Origin of the sequence: Selenomonas ruminantium subsp. ruminantium ATCC 12561, assembly GCF_000424065.1 — a bacterium.
Taxonomy (GTDB): Bacteria; Bacillota; Negativicutes; order Selenomonadales; family Selenomonadaceae; genus Selenomonas_A; species Selenomonas_A ruminantium.
Genome location: NZ_AUJE01000006.1, coordinates 1 through 24,749, shown reverse-complemented (window position 1 = coordinate 24,749; position 24,749 = coordinate 1). Strand labels below are relative to the sequence as shown.

General features: G+C 50.2%; 8 protein-coding genes and 1 pseudogene. All 9 read right to left on the bottom strand.

The window, feature by feature from the left end; translation table 11 throughout:
* Window positions 1-45: 45 nt before the first annotated feature.
* Window positions 46-14,430, bottom strand: coding sequence for a leukotoxin LktA family filamentous adhesin (locus G598_RS0104115; RefSeq protein ID WP_026765862.1), 14,385 nt, complete (start codon window positions 14,428-14,430; stop codon window positions 46-48).
* 635 nt (window positions 14,431-15,065) lie between these two features.
* A complete protein-coding gene (locus tag G598_RS0104110) occupies window positions 15,066-15,938 on the bottom strand; it encodes an ABC transporter ATP-binding protein (protein ID WP_026765861.1) in 873 nt (290 codons plus the stop codon).
* Window positions 15,939-15,945: 7 nt separating this feature from the next.
* Window positions 15,946-17,832 (bottom strand): ATP-binding response regulator, encoded by a 1,887-nt coding sequence (locus G598_RS18485; RefSeq protein ID WP_080656939.1) that lies wholly within the window; start codon window positions 17,830-17,832, stop codon window positions 15,946-15,948.
* Window positions 17,832-19,832, bottom strand: coding sequence for a PAS domain-containing hybrid sensor histidine kinase/response regulator (locus G598_RS18480; RefSeq protein ID WP_051179924.1), 2,001 nt, complete (start codon window positions 19,830-19,832; stop codon window positions 17,832-17,834). The genes G598_RS18485 and G598_RS18480 overlap by 1 nt, the downstream gene beginning before the upstream one ends.
* An 80-nt stretch (window positions 19,833-19,912) precedes the next feature.
* Window positions 19,913-21,229, bottom strand: a complete 1,317-nt coding sequence (locus tag G598_RS0104095) for a YjiH family protein (protein ID WP_051179922.1) — start codon at window positions 21,227-21,229, stop codon at window positions 19,913-19,915.
* Window positions 21,230-21,315: 86 nt separating this feature from the next.
* A complete protein-coding gene (locus G598_RS0104090) occupies window positions 21,316-22,836 on the bottom strand; it encodes a YifB family Mg chelatase-like AAA ATPase (RefSeq protein WP_026765859.1) in 1,521 nt (506 codons plus the stop codon).
* Window positions 22,837-22,854: 18 nt separating this feature from the next.
* The gene (locus tag G598_RS0104085) at window positions 22,855-23,217 is read right to left on the bottom strand and encodes a YraN family protein (protein ID WP_026765858.1); all 363 of its coding nucleotides are present in this window, start codon (window positions 23,215-23,217) and stop codon (window positions 22,855-22,857) included.
* A 27-nt stretch (window positions 23,218-23,244) separates the two neighbouring features.
* Window positions 23,245-23,577 carry an EscU/YscU/HrcU family type III secretion system export apparatus switch protein gene (locus G598_RS0104080; RefSeq protein ID WP_026765857.1) on the bottom strand — a complete coding sequence of 111 codons (333 nt, stop codon included), beginning with the start codon at window positions 23,575-23,577 and terminating at the stop codon, window positions 23,245-23,247.
* Window positions 23,578-23,657: 80 nt separating this feature from the next.
* Window positions 23,658-24,749, bottom strand: a pseudogene (locus tag G598_RS17020) (hypothetical protein); the annotation flags it as partial.

Genomic DNA, 24,749 nt, shown 5'->3' with positions numbered 1-24,749 from the left:
CTAAGCTGCGAAGGACTTCGGGCGGTTTAGATTAAAGATTATATATCAAGATTGTTTTGTTTTCGTTATTTTCATTTCGTCGTTTTCCTGCTGGATAATCAGCTGACTATCATCCTCCTCCATATTCACATAACTATTTTCCCTCATTTTTTCCGCTTGTTCCCCATTGTCCGTTTCAGCTTCCAGCATCGTTTCCCATCTATCCAGATCATATTCCGAATCCGGCCACCAATCGGCCTGCTCAAAACGGTATATATCCGTATAATAAGTATCGGAACGATCCAATTGCCAGATAAAGCGGTCCGGATTCTTCAGATTCAGATTGCTCAGGCGATAACGGTTAATGGCCAAGGGAGCACCATTCCCAACCGCACTGAAATACGCATTCTTACCGGTCAGGTTCAAAGCCGAACCATTGGTATAGATACGAAGAGGAACCTGCTCTGTCCCCAGGTTGTTGCCAGCACTGAGATTGATGCTGTTACCTCTGATGTACCCCATATCCTTGCCCCGCTCCTGACTCATGTACATATTATCCGTAGTATTGAGGAACAATCCTGCAGTTTCATCTTCGGCAATAGGCTGAACCTGATTGGAGCCCACCAGTACCGTGCGCCTGTCGGCGCCTGCCACAGCGGAAACAAGGGTCAAATCCCCTTCATTATTCATAAAGATCGAACCACCGGCATTGGCATCCAAGCCCCCCGCTATCCCGGTCTGCAAGTAATTGTCCAGACTGCCGATGTTGCCCAAGCCAGCATAGAGCGTAACATTTCGCCCGATAATACGTGATGCATCTGCATAGGGCAGGTAAATGCCATTGCCGGTCATCAAGCTCACATCGTAATCTTTATGACCAAAACCTGTAGTAAAATCAAAGGTGGTGTTCTCCGTACCTGCCAGCGACGTAGAAAGACTATCTTTAACGGTGAGTTTGCCGCCTTTCTTTATATCCAACGTCAGCGGTACGTGACGTGCTACCGTTACATTGCCATTTGCATCCCAGGTAAGGTCACCAGCCTTGGCCAACGACAAGATTTGGAGGTTTTCCTTGTTGCCAATATCCTTGGCCTGAATAGTAACTGCCTTATCCTTGAACCCCACGGATTGGCCGGCATCGAGGCTGATATTCCGGGCACTGATGTTCGGCTTGGAAATGATTGCCATCTGTCCCGGCGTACTGTTTACGATACTGTCCTGAATCGCATAGAGAAGCTGATTCTTGGAGAACCCATAATCACTGCTGGCTTCCAAAAGGCCATATTCCATGACCGCCGCGCGTTCCGCTTCGCTTAAACCAGCATAAGCGGAATCAAACCAAGCCTGCTGCTCCTGCCTGTATTCCTGGAAAAGCCGTTCATAGGCAGCCTCATCGGTAATGTTCTGCGCCTTGACCTCAAAGGCAGCCTTGCGTTTCAACACCTCAGTATCCTTGGCAAAGATACGGGCGATACCGATATAGTACGCCTTGTCCTTACCGTTGGCATAGCCCAGAGTTTCCAATCGACCAGTGACTCCGGCCAGGCGTTCAGCCTTTTCGGCGGCGCCGGCTGCAACACTGCTGTCGTCCTGGTCTTTGGCGCTGATAATTCCTAGTGCCTGCCAGGTATTCACCTTATCCCGGCTGTCAGACAGAGCACCGCTGGTGCCAATACCGTCTATGATATTGCCTTTTGCTCTTAGTCCCACATCGCCGCCGGAACTGACGATATAGCCGACTTTGAGGTCACCTTCCGGAGCCGCCAGATAGATATTGCCTCTGGCATCGGCATTGACGCGAGCCTGATTGCCCAACAACTCTACATTGAGATATTTCTTGTCGCTGCCAATGGTGCCTTTGTTGCTGGTGAGATTAATCTCCATTCCCGTCAAGGCCCCCTGATAACCATCATTTGTTCCTTTGATGTCCTCTTCTGCCGTCAGGTTTATCCTGCCACCAGATTTGGCCATGACATTATCCACCAGCAGACCGCCCTGGGCCGTGATGCTAACATTGCCGTTCTGGGAAGCACCTGTGACAATCGGACTGCCGCTGGCACCATTCACGGTCACATCAATATCCTTCATGCTGTTAAAGGTCAGCTTATTGGCGGTAATAACCTTGCCCGCATCGGCCGTGATGGCACCATTCAGCGAAAGGATACCAATATCGCCCAGCCCTTTGCCATCCTTTACTGCCCCAGCAATGTCGCTGGTAAGAACCACATTGCCGCCAGCCTTGATGGTGATAGAACCACCATTTGCAGAAGTCAATGTCTGCATATCAATTGTATAGTCTGTCTTGATGCCAAACCGGCTTTCTAAAGAAGTCGTACGCGTACGGCTGTAATTATAAACCTGGTAATCATCATTCCAAAAACCACGGTTTACTTCCTTGAACGGCTTAGGATCGTTCGGCGAAATGGTTAAATTATGTTCCTCCTCCTCACCGATGCTCATCTTACCGAGCGTCCACTTCCAATCATCTGTCAGCAAAGTAGAGGACTTGATATTCTTAAGTTGATTCACATCTGTGGATGCTGTTAGAGAAAAACTCTCTATCTTTTTCCTGTCATCAGGCCATCCATCTCCCTTACCCAGGAACTCAAAGTACCGCAAGGCAGATTCCTTACCGTCTTCGACCTTCTTATCATGGAAATTCACCTCTACCTTATAGCTATAATTTTGTCTGACGTTAACACCCGCATTCATATCCCAGAGCAGCACCGCATTTTTCTCTGGCCGATAGAATCTGTCGGTCTGCAGCTTTCCATTGATGAAGATATTGCCATTGCGATAGTTATTGGCAATAGAACCAAGATAGAGATCCTTGTTCAGATTTTCCGCATTGACCATCAGGTCTGCCGCCCCTTTGGCGGAAAGAATCCGGCCTGCCCCCAGAATTGTAGAGTAGACGTTACCGGTAAGGTAGACATTACCGCCCCTAACCACGGTATCTGCCGTCAACAGATGACCGGTGTAAGGATTGTAATAAGTACTGATTATCCCTTCGTACGCCTTTAGATCAACATTCCAGACATTGCCGCCCTTGACGCTGGCGCTATCTACCAGATAGTCGGCATTTCCCAACACATCGCTGTCGGTAAGGGACACGCCCTTGCGGACCTGTTTGTCCAGAGCCGCCACCTTTGCTGCATCAATGGCGGTACTATAGGAACTGTAACCGCTTTGGACAAGGCCGTTCACAAAGATATTACCAGCCGCAATAGACACATCCCCGCCAGCCACAATAGCGCCTTCCTTCGTTAAGGAAGCATATTTTCTCCTAAGGATGTCCGCATTCTGTTCCTTGGAGTTCTTCTCAAACTGGCTATATGGGAGGCCCATAATCTTGGCAATCTCTGCCCGGCCAGCCTCCGTCTTCTTCATACGCTGGAACACGTTATGCACCCAACCAATAAGATATTGGCCATAGTTGCTAATATCGTGGGTCTCACTGTACCCCCTCTGGTTCAGCACCCGATACGCGCTCTTATTTGCTATAGGCTCCATCAGGTAGAGATAGAGTTCCCGAGTAAACATTTCACTGCCAAAGGTATAAGGGGCCAACGGATCAAGCCCTATCACCTGGTTAGCACTACCGGCCTGCTGGCTATAGCTGCCCTTAGGCGCGCTGATTTCTGTAGCATAGGCCGAAGAGATAGTCCCTGTGTTCAGAATGTCACCAACATCATTGCGAATGCTGACCTTGCCGGCATTGTTGACCAGATTTCCCTGCAGCAGGAGGTCAGCTTCATTGCCCTGACCCGCTATCTTTTGAATCATAAGGAGGGGGGCAGTGGTATTGGTAGATGACTGGATATTGGCTGCCTTATAGTTTTTGCCATTCAGTCTTACTTGACCGCCTATACTGGCCAATGCCAAATCATTTACCAACAGACGGCTGTTCCCTTTATCCACAATGAAAATACGCTTTGCCCCCAAGGCCTTAAGGGAGCCCCCCACCGTCAATCTGGGGGAATAGACATCCACATTGGCCCCGGACACGGTGATATTGGGCAGCACCGTAGCCTTAACCGTAACCTTCTCCAGTACGTTATAGCCACTGCCATTTTTCTGGGCATAGCCCTTGGCTGCCATAGTCTGCAAGAGACTATTTATCGCCGCATCATAGGATTTGGATAAATTAGTGTCTGTAACTGTCTTGCGCGCCTTCACCAGTTCATTGTATTCCTTGAAATAGGGATTATCGACCGTCTGCTGCTGGCCGAATTTAACGCCATCAGCCTTAAACCAGTCTTTGCCTTCCATGATATCGACCGTCTGGTCACTGTTGATTTCCAAAGCCAGTGAATTATAGATACCTGCATTGACCTCCCCAGCGATATTCACGAAATTATCCTGCTGTTCCGCACTGTTCTTCTCATTGGGCAGTACGGACACGAGATTGTTGTTCGCCTTATTGGAATAAGTCGTATAGACATAAGCAGATTCCAACAGGCCTTCCTTGCCGGTATTGGCCGTAATACTTATATCCCGGGCCGCAGTAACCTTGCTGCCTTTGCCAATATCCACCTGATTGGCCTGTTTCATGCTATTGGTGATTCTCGGCTTGGTGCTGACGGGTATGGCTGTGCGATTGTACACATCGGCCATAACATACAGGTCAAGATTCCCCGTCCGGCCAGCAGCATCGGCGCCTGCGGCCATGCTGATTTCGCCCTGGCTGAAAAGACTGCTGTTATCCACGATGGTAACCTTGGCACTGCGCTGCAGTTTATTGTCCGTGATGGCCGTAGTCTTACCGCCCAAACCTCCCTGAATGTTGCCCACTGTAATCAGATTCAGCGCTGTATTGTCTGCAGCCCCCAAGACAATGTTAGCAGAATTGCCTTTATTGAGCAGATTGGCATTGCGCAGAATGATGTTGTTATCATAATTGAAATCATGCTGGCTGCTGGCTCGTACCAAAGAGGCCGCGCCACCTGCTTCCAGCTGATTTTTGGCATTTACCGTGCCGTTGGTGGAAGCTTCCATACTGATACCGGATTCTACTCCATTGGCAGTCAGAGCTACAGCCCCTTTGCCGTTACCTTCCCCAACTTCCACGCTAGTCCGATAGCTGCCTATATTCTTCATTTCGCTGCCCGAACCATTGATACCGCCATAACCGGCAGCTTCCAGCGTTTCCGTGACCGCCAGATCATTGTTGGCGTTATAGGACTGTTCCTTATCGCTGGTGACACGGGTGCCGGACTTCAGCTGTACCTTAGCCGTATTGTCTGCATTACGGGTCATGGACACGCCGCTGAGCCCTACCATAGCAGCACTTTTGCCATCTACAGTCAGCGCGTTATTGCCATCCGCATTCTGTGCATTGGCCATCATAAAGCCAGACAGATTCCATTCACCGCTCAGAACCATATTGGTCTCCCGTTTTTCCTGGTCATTGATGACCGCCGTAAACGGAGATATGGTGGCAAAGCCGGCGCCATAGCCAACAGCCCGAAGAGTCTGCGTCAGACTGTTGTACGAACCAGCGATAACATTCTGGATTTTTTTGTTCTGCATATTGCTCATGCCGCCCAAATTCACCGTATTCCGGACATTGCGCACGGTTTCCAGGAAATTGCTGCCGGAAGCCAGGCCGCCTGCCGACATACCACCAACCAGACCTTCCTGGCTTAGCGCAGTGTTGCCACTCACCAATAGTTCAGCGTCATTCGCATAAGCAGACTTGCCCACCTGCACATCATTTGTCCCATAAGCCGCCAATACCCCCTTGGTTACGCCGACAGCTGCCATACCGGCACTCATCGATATGAGATCCAATTTCTGCTGTGGCTGCCAGTTGCTCTCAATGTTCACCTTTGATGCCAGCAACGAACTGTTGTCCCCAATACTCACCCGCGTTACATAAGGATTGTTCTGGATACCCATGGAATTCTTCACGCCTGTGCCCGATAGTGCCGTCAAAAGCCCTAAAGAAGCCGTTCCCACCTGGGTAGTAATCTTCGGAGCACTGTATGCTTTGATGTTCAGATTGGCCCCTATAAGGTAAGTCTTTGGGCCAACGTCCACAGTGGTCTTTCCCGTGTATTCAGACTGTGCGCTGAGTCCCAGCCCGGCAAAGGAGCCGCTGCCCGTGGCCGCCATGGCCGTCAGTTTCGTCTCAGGCGCACTCTGAGCCTGAATGCTTACTTCCTTATCGATGGATTCCATATTGCTGTTAATAGCAACTGTATTGCTGCCTTTGCCAGAGTTTTCCGCTACCAGTGCGCCTACTGCTGCCCCCCCTACTGTCACGCCAATAGCGTTCACGGAGGATTTGACCGCATCCTTGCTTTCTATGCTAATATTTCCTTTTTCTGCCAGCAGTTTTTCCTTACCTGCAATATTGATACCATTGGCTGAATTATTCGCCAGACCCGCATAGGCGATGCTACCTGCCCCGGTCAGAGCTGCACTGCCCTGACGAATATTCAGCGTATTTTGCCCGGAAACACCATTCGTGATTTCGATATTTCTCGTCGCAACTGCTCTGGTATTGGTGATATCTACAGCCGTGCGGCCAGCGTTGTTCAATATGCCCACGGCACCATTGATAACTGCACCACCAAGACTTACCGCCTTATTGCTTTGGGTGATATTGTTCGTGGCCTGGCTGGCCATCTTAATATTGCCCAAACTACTGTATATCGTACGGCCATACACATAGGAATCGGCTAATTTAAGGCTTACACCTGCGCTATCCCGACCGCCGGTCGCTGCCTTAACGGCAGTAGTAGTTCCTGCCCTTCCCTGAGAAGCCTCCGCCTTCAGCTGGTTTTCCTGCGTAGCCTTATTTGCACTGTCCAGCAACCCCTTGACATCAACCTTGGAACCATCAGCGGCCTTTCCTTTGTTGGCAGCCGATTCATAACTATCGGCCAGTTTCTGCCCTACGTTGGTAAGCATCACGTTAGCCGAAGCACCTGCAGCACCGGTTGAAGCATTATAGGCACTCTGTTCAATATTCCGGTTTTCCTTTGCCGTCAGAGAAGTTCCCCGGGCATACAAGCTGCTGCCCGCAATATCTGTCTGCACCCGGCTGTCAATGGTGTTGAGCACAGCACCTACTCCCACGCCTGCCAAACCGCCGGCGCCGGTGAAGGCCTTATTGTTGAAGTTGATGTTATTCTCGGCGGCAATAGCCAATTCACTATTCCAGCCAATTTCGCTATTTAAAAATCTGGTCGTCACATCATCGTTTACATTAGCCACGCCAATGGAACCAGCCAGTCCGCCAATGCCGCCCACAGCCGCATTATAGAGCTCATAGTTCAAGCGCGTGTCATTCAGCGCTCGAATAGTGCTGTTTCCGTTGTACGTAAAGGATAAAATGGAATTGTTGACCAGCGTATCCACCTTGCTCTGTTCCTTGACTACAGCTACGCCTGCCCCTACACCCACGCCTAGTCCGCTCAGGCCCAGGGAATAGGCATCACTGTACAATTTTCCATGATGTTCTGCCTGTTGGGAATAGGCTCCACGGAGCCCTGCCCGGACATTATCCATGGCGGTTTCCGTTTCCGAAGCAAGGGTATAGCTCCCTGTACCGCTCATGATACCAGCCCCCATAGCAGCAAAACCAAGTCCTGCCACATGCGAAGCCAGCCCCTGCCAGGCCGCAGCTTCCAGTCTCAGACTTCTGGCCTGAATATCATCGTCACTACGCTTCTGCCCGCTGATCTGCGCTTTTGTCTTCCGGTTGACCGTGGCCGTATCACTGCCCATACCTGCGCCTACGCCCTGACCAGCAGCACTTACAGTACCCACCATGCCATAAGCATTGGTATAGTCATGTGCGATGACACCAAGATCATTATCCCCTTCTACCAGCAGCCGGGCCTTATCCGTTTTGGCCAGGGTACTGCCACCAATTTCATTCACATTAAAGGTGCCATTTATCGCGACACCCTGACCAGCTAAACCGGCATTGGCCAACAAGGATTTAATGGTATGCGTACCAGAGGCAGATACCACCAGCCCCTTATAAGCATTTTCTATCCGCTTGTCTGCCAAGTTGGCATAAGAGTCCAAAATCTTCTCACCATCGGCTGCCGAGCTCTTGTTTTTACCATCCTTTGGTGCCGAAGCCAATGTTCCGGCAATGGCTCCCTCAGTATTGGCAAGGCCGTCCTTCAGCTTCACTGCCTGGGCATTACTCACCTTGACTACTGTGTTATCACCACTGATAATGGCCGAGGTATCGCTGCTAATGGTGTTCTTTGCCACGGCTGCACCGATACCGGCTCCCTGCCCGGCACCAGAAACCACACCGACGATATTTTTAATGCTCTCATCGCCCATGGCGGCTACGACGGCACTGCCCCCGTTAACCGTCACCGTGGCATTATCCCCTACCAGCGCATTGGTCCTGGTCTTGATTGTATTTACGGCCACCGAGCCCACGACAGCAGCCCCCTGCAGGGCCACACCACCACCGGCAGCAATATTATTGATGACTGCATTGCTGGCAGCACTTGTATCCAGTTTCTTGACCTCAGCTTTGCCGCCCAACAATTTAGCCGCCACAGTTGAATCGTCCGTATTGATGGCCAGACCTGCACCGATGGCCACATTGCGGCTTGCCGACAAGACAGCTGCCACCGTGCGCATTTTCTCATTATTAGCCGCCTGAATAGCCAGATTTCCCCCACTCACATTAGAGCCGGATACCAGTGCCCCAACATCCTGTTTGATGTTGGTAAGCGTAACGGCCCCCTGAACAGCGGCCACACCTGTACTCAAGCCAACACCTACACCCACAGTGGTCAGCGCGCTGTCGTTTTTCGCCATGACGGTGGTATCACCAACCACATTGGAATTCACCAAAGACGCCATTGTCTTTTGGCGTTCCTTGGCCGTACCGATGTCGTTATAGACGAAGGAACCGCCAATAGCAGCCGTGCCGCTCCCTTGGACATTGCCCACCACGGCCAGCTTGCTGGTCTTGTCATCCGCCTTCACATTGACTCTGGAAGTATGGTAAGTCTTGGTATTTTCCACCTTGGCCACAGTGGAGTTATGTCCCCGGTTGATGGCGGAAGCACCGTTTATCCCCAGTCCCCGGGAAATACCCACACCTGCCCCAACAGCATAGACAGCGGCCTTATTGTCAGCAGTCACCTCCAAAGGAGCCGCCACCTTGAACCCATCGTTGAGAGTGATATTCTTCGTATAAGCCGTAGTATCATTATTCAACAGATTATAGCCCATGGCCATGCCCAAAGCCGTGCCACCCGCAATGCTCACCTGTCCGGCCACATTCACATTGCTGGCCCCGGTACCTGACTGAACAGCAACACCACGGGACTGCACCGCAGTCCCCTCGATGCCAGCCGTCACATCATTATCCGTGAGCTGGAGACTCAGGGAACCTGCGGCCCCAAAGCCCTTTCTGGAACCTGCAGCCCCAGCAGCGGTATTGACCCCCAACGTATTGGAATATGCCCGCACCAACACATTGTCCCCGCTGGAATCCTTCCCCACGGAAAGTTTTCCGCCTTTGACCAAAGCGGAAAAATCATTATCCACATCGCTGATGACCATGGAAGCCAATCCCGAACCATTGCCGGAGGTAGCCAGACCAAAGGCGGCGGTGATAATCTTGTTGCCATATTTGCTCTTATTCAGGCTTTCGTTGACGGTCAGGGTATCGCCATTGTTCTTCTGTTTGATCTCATCGGTGTAGCTGTCACCTTTTACATCTACGTTGGCATTGACCAGTTCCTGGTCATACTTCTTATATTCCTCAGATGCACCCGTTACCTGATCCTGAGCCGTATTCGCCACGGCATTGGCCATGATATCGGCCCCTTCGATAAGGGCTTCGTCCTTATTGACCAGCTTATTATAGGACACTACTCCCTGGAAGCCGTAGCTCTTGCCACCGGAAGGAGCGGCTACAGACAGGCCCACTGCGCCCCCGACCTGGGTGATGGAGGTAGCAGCAGCATTAGCCAGCCGCCCTGTCAGGCTGTAAGTGCCGCCGGAGATAACTGCCCCCACTTTGTTCTGGAGCTGGGCAAAGGACACCGTCCCACCAGCCGATGTTGCCCCCTTGCCGCCGGCAGCAATGGACAGATTGACGCCCCCAGTCACCTGGGTATCCGTATCAAAAGCAGTATTCTCCACATTCTTCGCCGTTATATCATTATTCCCCGTCATCTCAGCCTTGACATTACTTGTGGCAATATTTACCGAAGTGGATGCAGCCCCCTGGAAATTATAACTGTTTTTCCGGGCCTTAGACACCGCCATGGCCGTACCACCAGCCAACAAGGCACCCTTCTTCTCCGCGACATTCAACAGTTGTCCTTCCGCATTAACCACGTCCCCCTTTGTATCCAAAAGGGACACTTTGCTGTTTTTCACCTGTGCCAGCACATCACTGTCTACCTTATTGACAGCCACAGCCCCAGAAATGCCCACTGTGGCAGCAGAGTCCTTGGTGTTTTTCTTCAGGCGGATGCTTTGGAAATCCAGAGCCGCTGCCCCGCTCCAGGCACCGTGGAACAAACTGTCTGCCGCCTTGTTATCAAGCCAGGCTGCATCCATACTTTTACTCCGGTCCTTACCGTTATCCCTGAGGGTGACCTGGGCTGTATCCAGCAGGGCACGCGTCTGATTTTTACCTAGATTTACGGAGACACTGCCGGCTCCAGCCAGCGTAAAACTGGGCATAGTCTGACCACTAGTCAGATTTCCCAGCCCCGTCTCCTTCTCGTCCTTATCTTCCTGGCTGTTCTCCAGCGTCTGCAGGCTGCCGCCCAAAAGGTTATTATTATTGGTATTGAACAAGGACTGATAGGATTGGAGGAAATTGCTGAACCCGCCGCTGACCTGCGCTGCAAAATTTGCCAACGAGCCTCCGGATTTGCCATTATCCGTCTGCTCAATAATACCACCAGCCACACTGAGGCCATGTACATAACCATCCGTCTGTGCAGCCAGATTCAAAGCATGTGCATCAACCGTCCCACTGCCCTGAGCCAGTGTATTGGTATCAAAATTCATCACTGCCACGGAAGCGCCAATCCCCATGGAACCGTTGCCATAAGCCAAGCCTCCTGCAGCATTGATAACCTGAGCGGTATTTTTCGCCTGTATATCCACTACACCCTGTTCTTTGGCTTGCTTCTTACCTTCTTCCTTTCTTTCCTTTTTGGTCATTTTCTTCCATTCGGCGTCAATTTCTTTCTGCACTTCTGCCTTGGTCTGCTTTCCGGTTGCCTTTACCACCGTATCTTTATTGAGGGAAACCTTGGACACACTCTCGCCGCCAACATAGCTGACGGTGCCCTGCAAGGCCTTGGTATCAGCAGTAGTATCGTTATTCCCGGTCTGATTGGACTTATTGGCGGCTGAACCTGCCCCGCCGTTCAGCAAATAATGTCCCGTATCGTTCGTCGCCATCAGAGCCACATTTTTTCCCATCAAACTAACTGGCAGATTCTGCGCTCCAGCCAAATCCAGAGTGCTGCTGGTACGAGAATTGAAGACATTCACCACGCCCCCCACAGCCGTGGAGGATGCTCCAGAAGGCTTAAGGTGGCCGTTCATCACAATGTCTTTCTTGTTTATATTGGCCTGAGCCGTTAAATCTCCATCTACGTCAATATTCGCACCCTTGCCAATCCCTATAACAGCCTGGTCAGCCAATAGATTTACATTAACTGCCCCGGCCAGAGACAAGGACGCAGCACTTCCTCCCTCGGAGGTCTTTTTCTCCCGGTCATGCTCCATTGTGGAACTGGTAGCGCTGTCCACAAAATAATTGGCCACCTTGGCAGGGGTAGTAAGGCCGGCGATGGCTCTCATGGCCACGCCAACATTTGCCCCAGCGGTTTTCATTTCACCCAAATCATTGTACACGGTCACCGCCCGATTGACCACCGTTTGAATCCCCAAGGGATCCCAATCATTCTGCTCCAGCTCCTCTATTGCCGTATATAAATCTTCCAAATGCTGCCGTCTGTCTGCCCATTTTTTCGCCGAGAAAGTCTCCTTCAGACTATCCTTGATTTTCTTGACTTTATCGATGGTATTGTCCAGCCGCCTATGGCCACTGGTGGTCTCTGCATCAATACTGATGGAATCGCCCCCCCTGAGGTAGGCATTTTTATTGTTATCATTACTGCCAGCAGTTCCATCTTCAATATTCACCTCAGCCTTATTTGTGATATCCACATAGGACACGGCAGCATTGAGCAGTGCTGTTTTCTGCTGGCCGCTGCTGCCGGCACTGATAAGACCTGCAGCTCCTATCTGTACATCTGGATTAGACTGCTGAGCCAGCAGCGACAATTCCCCATTCGCACTCAGGGAAGCGTCCTTGGTGATCTTAATCAAAGCCTGACTGTCACCGGACACCACATTGACACTGGCGCCTACGGTAAGATACTTACCCAAAACAGACAAGATAGACGGCCAATCCGAATTGGGAACCTCTAGCCCGGTCAAAGCCACATTTAAATTGCTGTACAAATCCGGCAACTTCAGATTATCCTGTATATTCAAATTAAAATCCAAACCTACCGGTTTGTAAATTTGGATTTCTTCATCCTCCTGCGGCGGAACATTGGCCGTAATCACCCGTTCATCATTATTTTCCGTCGCTTTAATCGTTATATCTCCCGTAGCTGACAGTTGCGCAGCATCAATAACCCGGGCATCTTCACTGACCTTCACATAATTTATTGCCGAACTGCCAAAACCGCCTTCGTTGACACTGCTGTCGGCAGTTACATGCAGATTTTCGTTGACCTCAGCAGCTGCCGTAATATGGCCCGGTGTCTCATCATCGTCATCATCGTCATCATCAGCCTCAAGATTACCGGCTTTAACCTGGGCAGAAGCGGCCAAATTCATCTGGGCAGACGTATCCCCTTCAACCATATTGCCAGCTAGATTCAGGCCGTTTTTATCCTGTTCGGAGGCGTTATTGCTGCTGGCGGCCGTCAGATTGGTATTACCCGTGGAAAACATGGCTATCGAACCGTTTTCTGCTGTCAGATTTCCATCTACGCTGACTTCAACGGTATTTTGAAAATTGGCCACCGAAAGGGCCACCAATTGATTATTTCCATTCTCCTTTTCTCCTTGGGCAGTAAGCTGAGCATTGAAATCCCCTGTGGCTGAGATGGTAAGGGCACTAGTTGTCACATTCTCGCCTTCGACCTGTTTCGTGACATCAACGCCGCTGGCGATGATGTTTGTCCCCTTGCCCACCGTCACCCGGGCAGAGTTTTTATGGCTCATATAGGCTGCAGAGACAGGCATCTCATTGATTTTGAGTTTCTCTAAAATCGTATCCGCATCTTTCCCCACTTCAACGGTATACTGATCCTTAGTAGCCGCCGCTATATTTACCCGGGAACCGCTTATCCCGCCATCCAGCTGTATATTGGCCTGCAAGGCCAGCAACGGCTTCGCTGCTGGAGCAGCTGCTTCCCCCTCCGGTTTCACATTGCTGGCCATAGCCGTAGCCGTAACATCCACATTACCATCAGCGTGTACGTCTGCACCTTTGTTCATCGTCACCTGGGCTTTGACAGTCTTTTCCTCTGACCAGCCGGCTGGTTTAAAAATATTTTTCCCGGTCGTCTGCAGCCAGGACTTCAACGAGTCATTCAGTGATGCTTCGGTGGCTTCCCCCGTATTCTTGGCATCGGCCACAGCGGCAATGACAATATCTCCTGCCGCACTCTTGGACAACTTAAGGTTCCCATCCAATCCGGCACTAACGGTAACCTCGCCCGCTGCATCTTTCACATTGACCAAATCGGCATAGTCCACCACTTTATTGCTGTACAGTTTCGCGTCCTTTTGCAAATCGATATTGGCCGCCGCCAACGTCATACCATCCACCGTATTTATGGCACCTGCTACCGTGATGGAACCATCCAGATTCAGCGGCACCTCACCGTTTTTTATATGCTCAGGACTCAGGAAATTCGCTGCCGTCATCAGCGACGGATTGTTAAGCAGCTTATTGTAATAATCTTGCGTGGGCACAATAAGACCTACCTGTCCCGCATTGATAACACCACTAGAAGAAATGGCAATGCCACCGGGAGCAATAAAGCGCAAATCACCGCCAATCCTGCCCCCCTGCAGGGCATTGACGATGCCAGCAACATTCACCGGATTATCCACCATGTTAATCAGCCGGGCAGCGGCCCCACTGGTATTGGTACCAAAATAGAGATTGGCAATATCCCCCTGACTGAGATTGAACTTCGAAAAACGGTTAAAGGCCGTATTGGCATCCAGCATCTTATCTGCCAACACCTTATAGACATTGCCCTCATGTGTCACCGTATTACTATTGGTACTTTTAGTTATTTCCGTAGCGCAAACTATCCCAGGAACCGCCAACATTCCTGCCAGCATAGCTGCCGTTACAGCCTGGCGATGCCGCAGCCATCTTCTGTACATACTCATGGATAGTCTTCCTTTCTTCCCAATCTTGCGTTCCACCAATCCTTAGTTTTCCCCGATGTTATGCCTTATCATTCTGCTTTCAACAGAAGTCAGCATGAATGTCCATGCTGACTTCTTCTCATAACAATATCATTATTTGCACTATTTCGTCATTCGCCTTTATTATACCTGCATGCGAGAAAAATATTCATGAGAATGTGAACAGCCAATGCAGCACTTCACTATAAAACAAAAAGCCTCGAACCACCTTATTTCATAAGGTGTCGAAGCCTTTTCACCGCTATACATTTATCTAAAATTGCATAACAAAAGAACCGGTATCACTCCACTGACTCCGGTTCTTTCTAAAAAGATGTAAGGAAATGGGATACTGGAAACTGGGATATGTTTCCAGAGAAGAGACCGATAGGTTTCCGAATGCAAACCGGTGGGATATCCGGTCACTTGCCTATCGACATCTATAGTGTACCACATTTGTTCAAAAAAATACACCCCTAACGCAAAAAATTTTTATTTTTATCAATTTTTCAGTCTATTATAAATTTACCCCATAAGGCGTCATCCTTTTCTCTTAGTCAAGAATAAAGCCTTATGAGTTTAAAACTCCCCATTCCGCTATTATAGGAATACTGCCATTACATTCGAGAGCCGGTAATGGCAATAAAAACATCTTCCAAATTGGTTGGCCGGATAAGGATGCCGCCTGAAGCCTCCTGCTTTCCGGCAAACTCTGCCGCCGCTTCTTTTTCGCCAAAGAAGCGGTACTCCCGGCCATTTTCGCCATCCCATTCCACCGTGAATTTGCCCAGCTGTTCTTTGAAATTCGCAGGAGTGTCTAAAGCAGACAGTTTGCCTTTATTGAGAATCGCCACCCGCTGGCAGAGATTTTCGGCCTCCTCGATATAATGCGTGGTCAAAAACACCGTCACGCCATCGCGGGCAAGGCCACGCACCAAATCCCAGATACGACGCCGCACTTGTGGGTCAAGGGCCACCGTTGGTTCATCCATAAAGAGAATCTGCGGCTTATGGATAAGTGCGCGGGCAATAAGCAAGCGCCGCTTCATTCCCCCGGACAAGCGGCGCACATTATCGTTTATCACATCGGTAAGTTCCACATAATTTAGAAGCTCGGCAATCCTTGCCTGCCGCTCCGCCCGCTCCATATGGTGCAGGCGGGCATGCAGTTCCATATTTTCGCCCACGGTCAAATCCTGGTCAAAATTCACATGCTGAGGTACGACCCCAATCCTATCCTTGACCCTTTGGGCTTCACCGGGGCTGTAAATATCCCGCCCGCCATAGACAATACGGCCTGCGGTGGGCTTTAGCTGCATGGTCAGCATGCGGATAGTCGTGGTCTTGCCTGCCCCATTTGGTCCTAACAGGCCAAAGACCTCGCCGGGGCGAACCGCAAGCGACAGTCCGTCCACAGCGAGTTTTTCCGTTTGCTTTCCCTGTTTATCCTTATGTGGAAAGTTCTTGGTCAGTTTATCAATTACAATCATGAACTTTTTATTTTTCCCCCTTAGCATGCAGCGCCGCCGATAATTTTCCCAGCAATTGCGGAATATCCACGGGCTTGGGCAAGCAGTCATCCATACCTGCCGCTTTGGCTTCTGCAACCGAATCTTCATCCACATCTCCGGTCAAACCAAAGATGGGCACATAACGGGCATCTTCGCGGCTCATGGCCCGGATAGCCCTGGTGGCTTCCAGCCCATCCATAATGGGCATACGCACATCCATTAGTATAACATCAATGCTGTCTTTTGGCGAACCCGCAAAGATAGCCACGCCTTTTTGCCCATCGGCAGCACAGCGCACTTCCACGCCATAGACCGCCAACAGATTATACACCAATTCGCGGTTGATTTCATTATCCTCACAGAGCAGCACCTTCATCCCGGCAAGTTCCGGATAATTGTTGGCAGCTGTATCGTCCGCATCCACTTCCTTGCCCGGCGGGATATCCAGCCAAAGGTCAAACTTTGTGCCCTTTCCCGGTTCGCTGTCCACGGTAATTTTACCGCCCAATAAATCCACCAGCTGCTTGACAATTGACATACCTAAACCTGTCCCTTCTATCTTACGCGTGAGCTTGCTGCGTTCCTGGGCAAAGGGCTCAAACAACTTGGGCAGAAAGCTTTTTTCCATGCCCAGCCCTGTGTCCACAATGGCAATATGGCAGTTATAGCCCTCGCCAAAATCCTGCGGTCCTTCCATGACCATCGTAACTTTTCCCCCTGCCGGCGTGTATTTCACCGCATTGGAGAGCAGGTTTAAGATGACCTTCTGCAATTTCAAAACATCCACATACACATCCGTAAAATGCAAACCTTCCAGTTCGGTAACGAATTCTACGCCTTTGACTTCCGCATTGGCATAGGCCGACACCACAATGGTGTCCAACACGTTCTGGATATTGCAGTTTTCCGGTTCGACTTCGAGTTTGCCGCTGGTAATCTTCGTTAAGTCCAGCGTTTCGTTGATGAGATTCAGCATAAATTTGCCGGTCGTACGGATTTTTTCCAGATATTCTGCGCGCTTATCATCGCCCGTACTCTGCATAGCCAGCTCCGTAAAGCCCAAAATGCCGTTGAGCGGCGTGCGCATATCATGGCTCACATTGGACACAAAGGCGGCCTTGGCGGTTGTTTCCCGCTCCATCGCGAGCATCCGTTCATTGCGCTTTTTCTCCGTCACATCATTGATGAAATGCGCACAGGCAAAGCGGCCATACCAGCTGATGCCCTTCTTTTCGATATTCAGATAACGGTCATTTTCACTGTCGTGACGCACGAGTTCCTGCTTGCCGTCCATTTGCAGATGTTTTAACTGGCAATCCTCACAGACACAGTTTTTGCCGAACATGTAATTATAGCATTTATGCCCGCTGTAGCTGCTCTGCTGCTGGCTGTTTCTGACCGCCGACCGATTGGCATATAAAAGTTCCTGGGTCTCCACATCGCAGACATAGACAATGGTGTCCATATCCTCTAAGAGTTCCAGCTGGGCCTGATTGCTTTCCGCCGCATCGCGGAAGGTCAGAATCAGCACAGGGCTATCCTCCAGTTCACCGATGTATTTGACAATAGTATGCACCCAGATAAATTCGTCACGCTCCTCATGCCCGATGCGGTAAACGCATTCGGCAGAACCTTTCGTTAATGCCTGTTCCACGGCCTCCCGCAAAAAACGGCGGTCGTTCTGAAATATCCGCGCACATAAATCGAGCTGCACATCCGCTAAAAACACCCGGCCGACACGATGGCCTACTTCTTCCAGTCCCTCGGAGGACATCAGAAATTCCAGCGTCCTCTCCTTCAGCTTATAAACAGCACAGTTGCCGGGGAAAATGGCCGTCAAGCTTTTGATATCTTCACGTTTCAACTCCATCATCACCGCCCCCTTCGCTGTGCTTCATAATTGCCGATTTGACGCTGCAGGCAATTTAAAAGCAAAACCGGCTCGATGGGCTTGGTCAGATGGTCATTCATACCCGCTTTGCGCGAATCTTCCACGTCCTCCTGAAAGGCGTTGGCCGACAGGGCAATAATGGGCACCAATGCGGCATCCTTCCGCTCTAACTGCCGTATCTTTGCCGCTGCCGTCAGCCCATCCATCACAGGCATCCGGATATCCATCAGGATTGCTTCAATGCTGTATTCCGGGGATTCCATAAAGCGCTGAACGCCCTGTTCTCCATTTTCCGCATGGATTACCTTTAATTTATGCATTTCCAAAATGGTCGTGACGATTTCCCGATTCAGCTCATTATCCTCACAGACCAGAATCTGCCGATTATCCAGGCATACCATTTCCGTCTCTATAGCCGTCTGCTCGCCAATACGTTCCGTACGCTCAAAACGAACCTCCACGATAAAGGTTGTTCCCTTGCCCTTCTCACTTTCCACCGCAATCGTACCGCCCAAAACATCCAAAAGCTCCTTCGCAATGGAAAGCCCCAGTCCTGTCCCCTGCTTGCCCTGCACGGACAGGGCATTTTCCTGTTCAAAGGGATTAAACATCTTGGGCAGAAATTCCTTGCTCATGCCTGCGCCATTGTCCCTGACCGTAAAGCGACAGGCCGCCTCGTGCTCATCGCAGGAAAGCACCTCGCCCAGGAGCCATACATCACCGCCCTTGGGTGTAAATTTTACGGCATTGGACAGGAGATTCAGCAGTACCTTGGACAGTTTCAAACGGTCTGTGCGCACAAAGCCCAGTTCGTCAAAGGGCAAATCCACATGGAAATTGACTCCATTCTGCTCAGCAGCCGAGCGAATGGAAGTAATCAGGCGGTCAAGCATGGAGCTTGCCTCCACCACCTCATAGTCCAGCTTTTTCTTGCCGCTGCCAATCCGGGAAAGCTCCAACGTATCGTTAATCAAATCCTTCAGCAGGGAACCTGCCGTCATGATTTTTTGCAGATACCCCCGTATCTTTTCGATATCGTCGGTCTTCAACGCCAGTTCGGTAATGCCCAAAATGCCGTTTAACGGCGTGCGCATATCATGACTCACATTGGAGAGAAAAGCCGTCTTGGCCTGATTGGCACTTTCCGCCTTGTCGAGTGCGTGCCGCAGCTGTTCATTGAGCTGTTCGACCTGCTCCTGATGGCGGGTTTCATCGGTCACATCCTCAAAACTGCCCACCAGGCCGACAATCTCACCGTTTTCAATCAAGGGGCTCTTACTAGCGACAATATCCCGCATTTCCCCATGACTCATACATTTTCCACGGACGCGGTAAGTCGATTCTCCCGTCCGCAGGATACGCCACTCATCACTTTTGAAGGGTTCTTCGTCCTCATGCCAGCCCATGTCCTCATCGGTCTTCCCCAGGATGACCTCTTCCGAGGGAAAATCATAATAGTCCAGAAAGGCTTTGTTTGCCCCTTGAAAGCGTCTTTCCTTATCTTTCCAAAAAAGTGCCGTCTGCGTGGTCGCCAAAACCCGCTCCAACAGGGCGTTGGTATGCGTAAAAATCGCCGCCTGTTTTTCCTGTTCTTCCCGCTCAGCCGTTATGTCAATACTCGCGATGTACTGCAAAACCGAGCCATCGGTTAATTTACGGCCATAAATGGTCGACATAAGCCAGATATATTCATCTTTTTTGCGCGGCAGAACCATGCGGTAAGTAAACTGCATAAGCTCCTCCGGATGATGAAAAACGTGCTGCACCATACGCAACACGCGTACCAAATCGTCCGGATGTATCTGCTCATTTGTCGGCAGCATAAAGAAGTCATAGAGTTCTTCGCGGCTCATTTTGAACATACGACAAAGCCCTGCAGAAATATGCAGGACTTCGAAATCGTCAACATGCCTCCGGCAAACCAAAACTGGCGCAAAAGCATCGTCAATATTAGCAAATTTTTTTTTCCAGTCGGCTAACATTTGCGCTCCCTCCAGTAATGCTTTAATCCATTATGGTAGTATTCTGTAAGGAGACAAAAAATTCCTTCTATAATATGCTTTTAACCGACAAAAAATTTCGTCACCAACCACAACAGCGGAATGGCGATGAGTGTACGTTCCAAAAAGATAATGAACAGCCGTTTCATATCGAGCCCGACATCACTCTTGACAATGATACTGCCCACCTCGGTCAGATAGATAATCTGCACGAGCGACAGTGCCGAAATAAAGAAACGAATCTGTTCGCCAGCATCCTGGTTGGTAATCAGGGCAGGGATAAACATATCGATAAAGCCCACCAGCGTTGCCGGCGCCAATGTGAATGCATCCGGTATGCCAATTGCCCACATATAAAGCCCCATGGGATAGGCTATCCATTGGAAAATGGGCGTTTCATTGACGAGCAGCGTACCGATGGTTCCCCAGGCAATGACGATGGGAATGAGGTCAAACAAAATCCCCACAGCCATTTCCAGGCCCACACCTACGGCAATCGACAAACGGAATTTCTCCGCCCGCTCCAAAGCCGCCGCAATGGCCCAACTGACGAGCGAATTGCCCTGCGGCACTTCTTCCCGCAGTTGCGGTTCACCGCGATATTCCTCCGCTACCGTTGAAAGCGGGGGAATGCGCACCGCGATAACCGCCAGTAGCAGCCCTACGGCCGTTACCGTCAGATACAGCAGCGGGAAATATTTTTCCACATGCAGGGTTCCGGCCACTACCATACAGAAGGGAATGGACACCAGCGAAAAATTCGTCATGATGGTCGCCGCTTCCCGGCGACTGTAATAGCCGCTGTTATACTGACCGGCCGTGATGAGCACCGCCGTATTCGATGAAGCCAGCCAGGAGGCAATGAGGTCAACCGATGCCCGTCCCGGCACATGGAATAGCGGACGGATAACCGGCTTTAAGAGCACGCCGGTAAACTCCATAATCCCCGTGTCCGTCAAAAACGGCAGGACAAAACTCAAGGAAAAGGCAAGCGCCACCAGCGTTCGCGACAGCCCTACCATGCTGCCGCCGACATCCTCACCCCGAATCCATTCCGGGCCGATTTCACCACCGACACAGATAACCACCGCTAAAGCCACCAGGCGGGTTAAAAGATATGGCCAGGAAACAGCAAACAAACCTGCCGCCCACTTGCGCCGGGCAATGAATTCCGGCGTATAAAACCGGCAGGCAAGCGCGCCCAGTGCCGAAAACGCCACCAGCAGGTACAAGAACCACGGTGCATTGGCGGTAATCAGCTTCTCTAACCACTCCGTCAGCAAGCCTACCGGAGTACTAAAGCCCTCCCCTTCTCCTGCGGGAAAGAGGAACATGCCCATGCCGAACAAGGCACCAGCTACAAACTTAAACCATGTCATGTATTTTTCCTCACTTTTAATGCATAAATTTACAGCAACACTTATTGTACACTGTTCTTGTCTCCTTGTCACGCATTTTTTGTCTTTCACACCTCAAGACATCGGTCATTTCGCAGTTGTATGGCCTCCGCAATATGTGCAGCCTGAATATTTTTCTCGCCGGCCAAATCCGCTATGGTACGAGCCACCTTCACAATCCGATCATAAGCCCTTGCGGAAAGGCCCATTTTCTGAAAAGCCTGTTTCAACAGCTGCTGAGCAGCCGGCTCCAATACGCAGAGTTTCTGTAAAAGCGCATGATTCATCTGCGCATTACAGAATAGATGATATTTTTTCAACCTGGACAACTGGATTTTTCTCGCCGCAACCACCCGCTTACGAATCTCCGCAGAAGATTCCGCCCGTTTTCTTGCGGCAAGTTCGTCGTATTTCACGCGAGGCACCCAAAGATGTATATCCATTCTGTCCAGCAGCGGCCCGGATATTTTCTGCTTATACCGTTTTATCTCATAGGCTGTGCATTTACATTCATGCTCTTCATCATGAGCCCATCCGCATACACAGGGATTCATCGAGGCAATTAACACAAAACTGGAAGGAAATGTTATGGAGGCATTTGCTCTGGAAATTGTTAATTTTCGGTCTTCTATTGGTTCTCTGAGTACCTCTAATGTTTTTTTATTGAATTCCGGAAGCTCATCCAAAAACAACACACCATGATGAGCCAGGGTTACCTCCCCCGGTCTTGGCACACTGCCACCACCAATCATTGCCGCCATAGATGCCGTATGATGCGGGCTGCGAAATGGCCTTTCCTCAATCAAGCCACTGCCCTTCAGCAATCCCGCTACACTGTAAATTTTGGTAACTTCCAATTTTTCCTCTGTCCCCATTGGCGGCAGGATAGACCCCATTCTCCGCGCCAGCATGGTCTTGCCGGCGCCCGGTGCACCAACCATCAGCACATTGTGCCCACCAGCAGCGGCAATTTCCAAAGCCCGCTTCGCCTGAAACTGTCCCTGCACATCAGCAAAATCATCGGCAAATTCCCGTTCTTCCCGAATCGGTGCTTGCGGCTTTACCGGCAGCAAGCGTTCCTGCCCAGTCAAAAAGCCCACCAGTTGTGCCAGATTGTCTACCGCATAAACTTCCAGCCCATCTACAAGCAGGGCTTCGTTGGCATTATCACGGGCGACAAACATCGCCTGAAAGCCTGCCTCCTTGGCCTTTACCGCCATAGGCAGAATTCCCCGAATGCCACGGCATTCTCCTTCTAGCGAAAGTTCTGCTGCAAAAAGGTACTTATCCAAAGTTTCTGCTGAAATCAGACCGTAAGCAGCGAGCAGCCCCACAGCAATCGGCAAATCAAGTCCAGAACTGTCTTTGCGCACATCAGCTGGGGCCAGATTGATCGTCACCTTTTCCTGCCGCAGCTGAATCCCGGAATTGCGAATCGCCGTACGCACCCGCTCTTTTGCTTCCTTTACCAAGGCATCTGCCAGCCCTACAATATCAAAGCCGGGCAAGCCCGCGGCTGAATCGACTTCCACGTCAATAATCAGCCCGTCTACGCCCAAAGTCGTTGCCCCAAAAGTCCGTGCAAACATCAAATCCCTCCCCACTTTTCAGCACTCAAACGCTCCCGGTAAATGTCTTACCTGCCACTTTCCTGTAGACAAAGCATAAACCTCTATCACGTCAAAACGGCAGAAACACTTATCCTCTAAATGTTTCTGCCGTAAAAACCACTGAGCAGTCTGAATTATTTTCTTTTGTTTGCGAAAATTCACTGCCTGCGCAGGAGTTCCATAGCGATTACTATGCCGGGTCTTAACCTCCACAAAGGCCAACACTTCCCCCTGACGGGCGATGATGTCAATCTCTCCCACAGGCACGCGAAAATTACGGGCACAAATTCGATAACCCTGCTGCTGCAAAAAATCTGCAGCAGCCTGTTCTCCCTGACTTCCCAGAATCTGATTCTTCATGGTCTGCCCTTCTTCAAACATACTGTATCAGCGGTTCGTCTCAGGCGGATTCTTTTTCGCTTTCTTGTCAATACGATATACATAGGCCATAACTTCGGCAATCGTGCGATAAAGCTCCGGTGGAATTTCACGGTCTATCTCTAAAGCCATAAGCATATTGACCAACGTCTTGTTCTGGTAAACAGGAACCGCATTCTTCTGCGCAGCAGCCATTATATTTTCTGCTACATGCCCGCGACCTTTGGCTACCACTCGCGGTGCAGAATCCTGCTCCATATCATATTTTAACGCCACCGCCTGCTGAGGGGCATTGGGATCTGTTTCCGGTTCTGTTTTTAGTGGTACCCGTTGTCTCTGCATTCCTGTTCACCTGCCTGAGTGTTCCTTCACTATCATTTTATGTCACAATCGTCCGTGTGTCAAGGACAGTTATGGTAAAATTACATAAATCGACGCTCACCTGCAGCTCCGACTTTTATTTCTTTCAATCTAAGTTTGCTGTCTCTTAAAGAGTTACGCAAAGTATTCATCTCTGCCCGGAATTCATTTGCGATTTCCGTGCTGGAGAAAAACAGCCGCATATCCAACTGATTTTCCTGATAGACCCGGCAAGTGATTTCCACGGCTCCGATATTATCCGTCAACACGCACAAACGCAACCAGGTTTCTTTTTTCAGTTCACCGGTTTCCGGATCCGGCTGTTTTTCATCATATACATGGATATAAGAAGGATACGTGCTCTCTTCCCCCATATACATGGGCATCATAAAGTTCAAAGAGCGTTGTCCAGGAACTGCACGATTATCCCCTTCCATGGAATTACGCATAGAAAGAACAAACGCAGCTACATCTTTACCGGCTTTTTTCAACTGTCGCGCAGTCATATTTCGTGTATAGATGATATCGCAAAGCTGCATAAAAGCCCATAACCGAGGAAGATCCGGAATATTTTGCTGTAAAGCAGCCTGCTGTATCGTTGCAGGTACATTAGCCTGACATAGACGAATCAGTTGCTGAAGTTGTTGAGCTTCCTTTGCATTAAGTAGTGCTTCCTTACCATTAACAAAACTCTTTAACAGCAAAGCATCTTTTTGATTGACGTTTCCATCATCAAGCAATAGTTGCGCCAAATCCCGCAATACATTCATAGTTTGAGGCGTATTTTCCATAACCTGATTTAACAGCTGATTTTTAGCTTGTTGCATAGCAGCCTGTTGCGGACGTTGCAGCTGTTCAATCGGTGACATACGCGAATCACTAGACCGATGTGGTTGATTGTTGATAAACAGATTCTCCGGCTGTTGCATCTGACCATTGACATTGCCCTGTCTAAAATTATTTTGCTGTCCTCCAACCAATTGTTCCTGCTGCGCCTGCGTCGCATTGGCTGGCATTGACTGGCCAAAGTTCTGTCCCGAATTGGTCTGTCCTTGATTGGACATTGTCCCCTGATGTGCCTGTCCAGCCTGTCCTGCCCATTGCGTTGAATCCTGTCCGCCAGTCTGCGCCATTCCCTGCATCTGACCATTCGC

Excerpts from the sequence above, each read along its gene's own strand:
- G598_RS0104115 (WP_026765862.1), bottom strand. The coding sequence starts at position 14,430 with ATGAGTATGTACAGAAGATGGCTGCGGCATCGCCAGGCTGTAACGGCA.
- G598_RS0104080 (WP_026765857.1), bottom strand. The coding sequence starts at position 23,577 with ATGCAGAGACAACGGGTACCACTAAAAACAGAACCGGAAACAGATCCC.
- G598_RS18485 (WP_080656939.1), bottom strand. The coding sequence starts at position 17,832 with ATGATGGAGTTGAAACGTGAAGATATCAAAAGCTTGACGGCCATTTTC.
- G598_RS0104095 (WP_051179922.1), bottom strand. The coding sequence starts at position 21,229 with ATGACATGGTTTAAGTTTGTAGCTGGTGCCTTGTTCGGCATGGGCATG.
- G598_RS0104110 (WP_026765861.1), bottom strand. The coding sequence starts at position 15,938 with ATGATTGTAATTGATAAACTGACCAAGAACTTTCCACATAAGGATAAA.
- G598_RS18480 (WP_051179924.1), bottom strand. The coding sequence starts at position 19,832 with ATGTTAGCCGACTGGAAAAAAAAATTTGCTAATATTGACGATGCTTTT.
- G598_RS0104085 (WP_026765858.1), bottom strand. The coding sequence starts at position 23,217 with ATGAAGAATCAGATTCTGGGAAGTCAGGGAGAACAGGCTGCTGCAGAT.
- G598_RS0104090 (WP_026765859.1), bottom strand. The coding sequence starts at position 22,836 with ATGTTTGCACGGACTTTTGGGGCAACGACTTTGGGCGTAGACGGGCTG.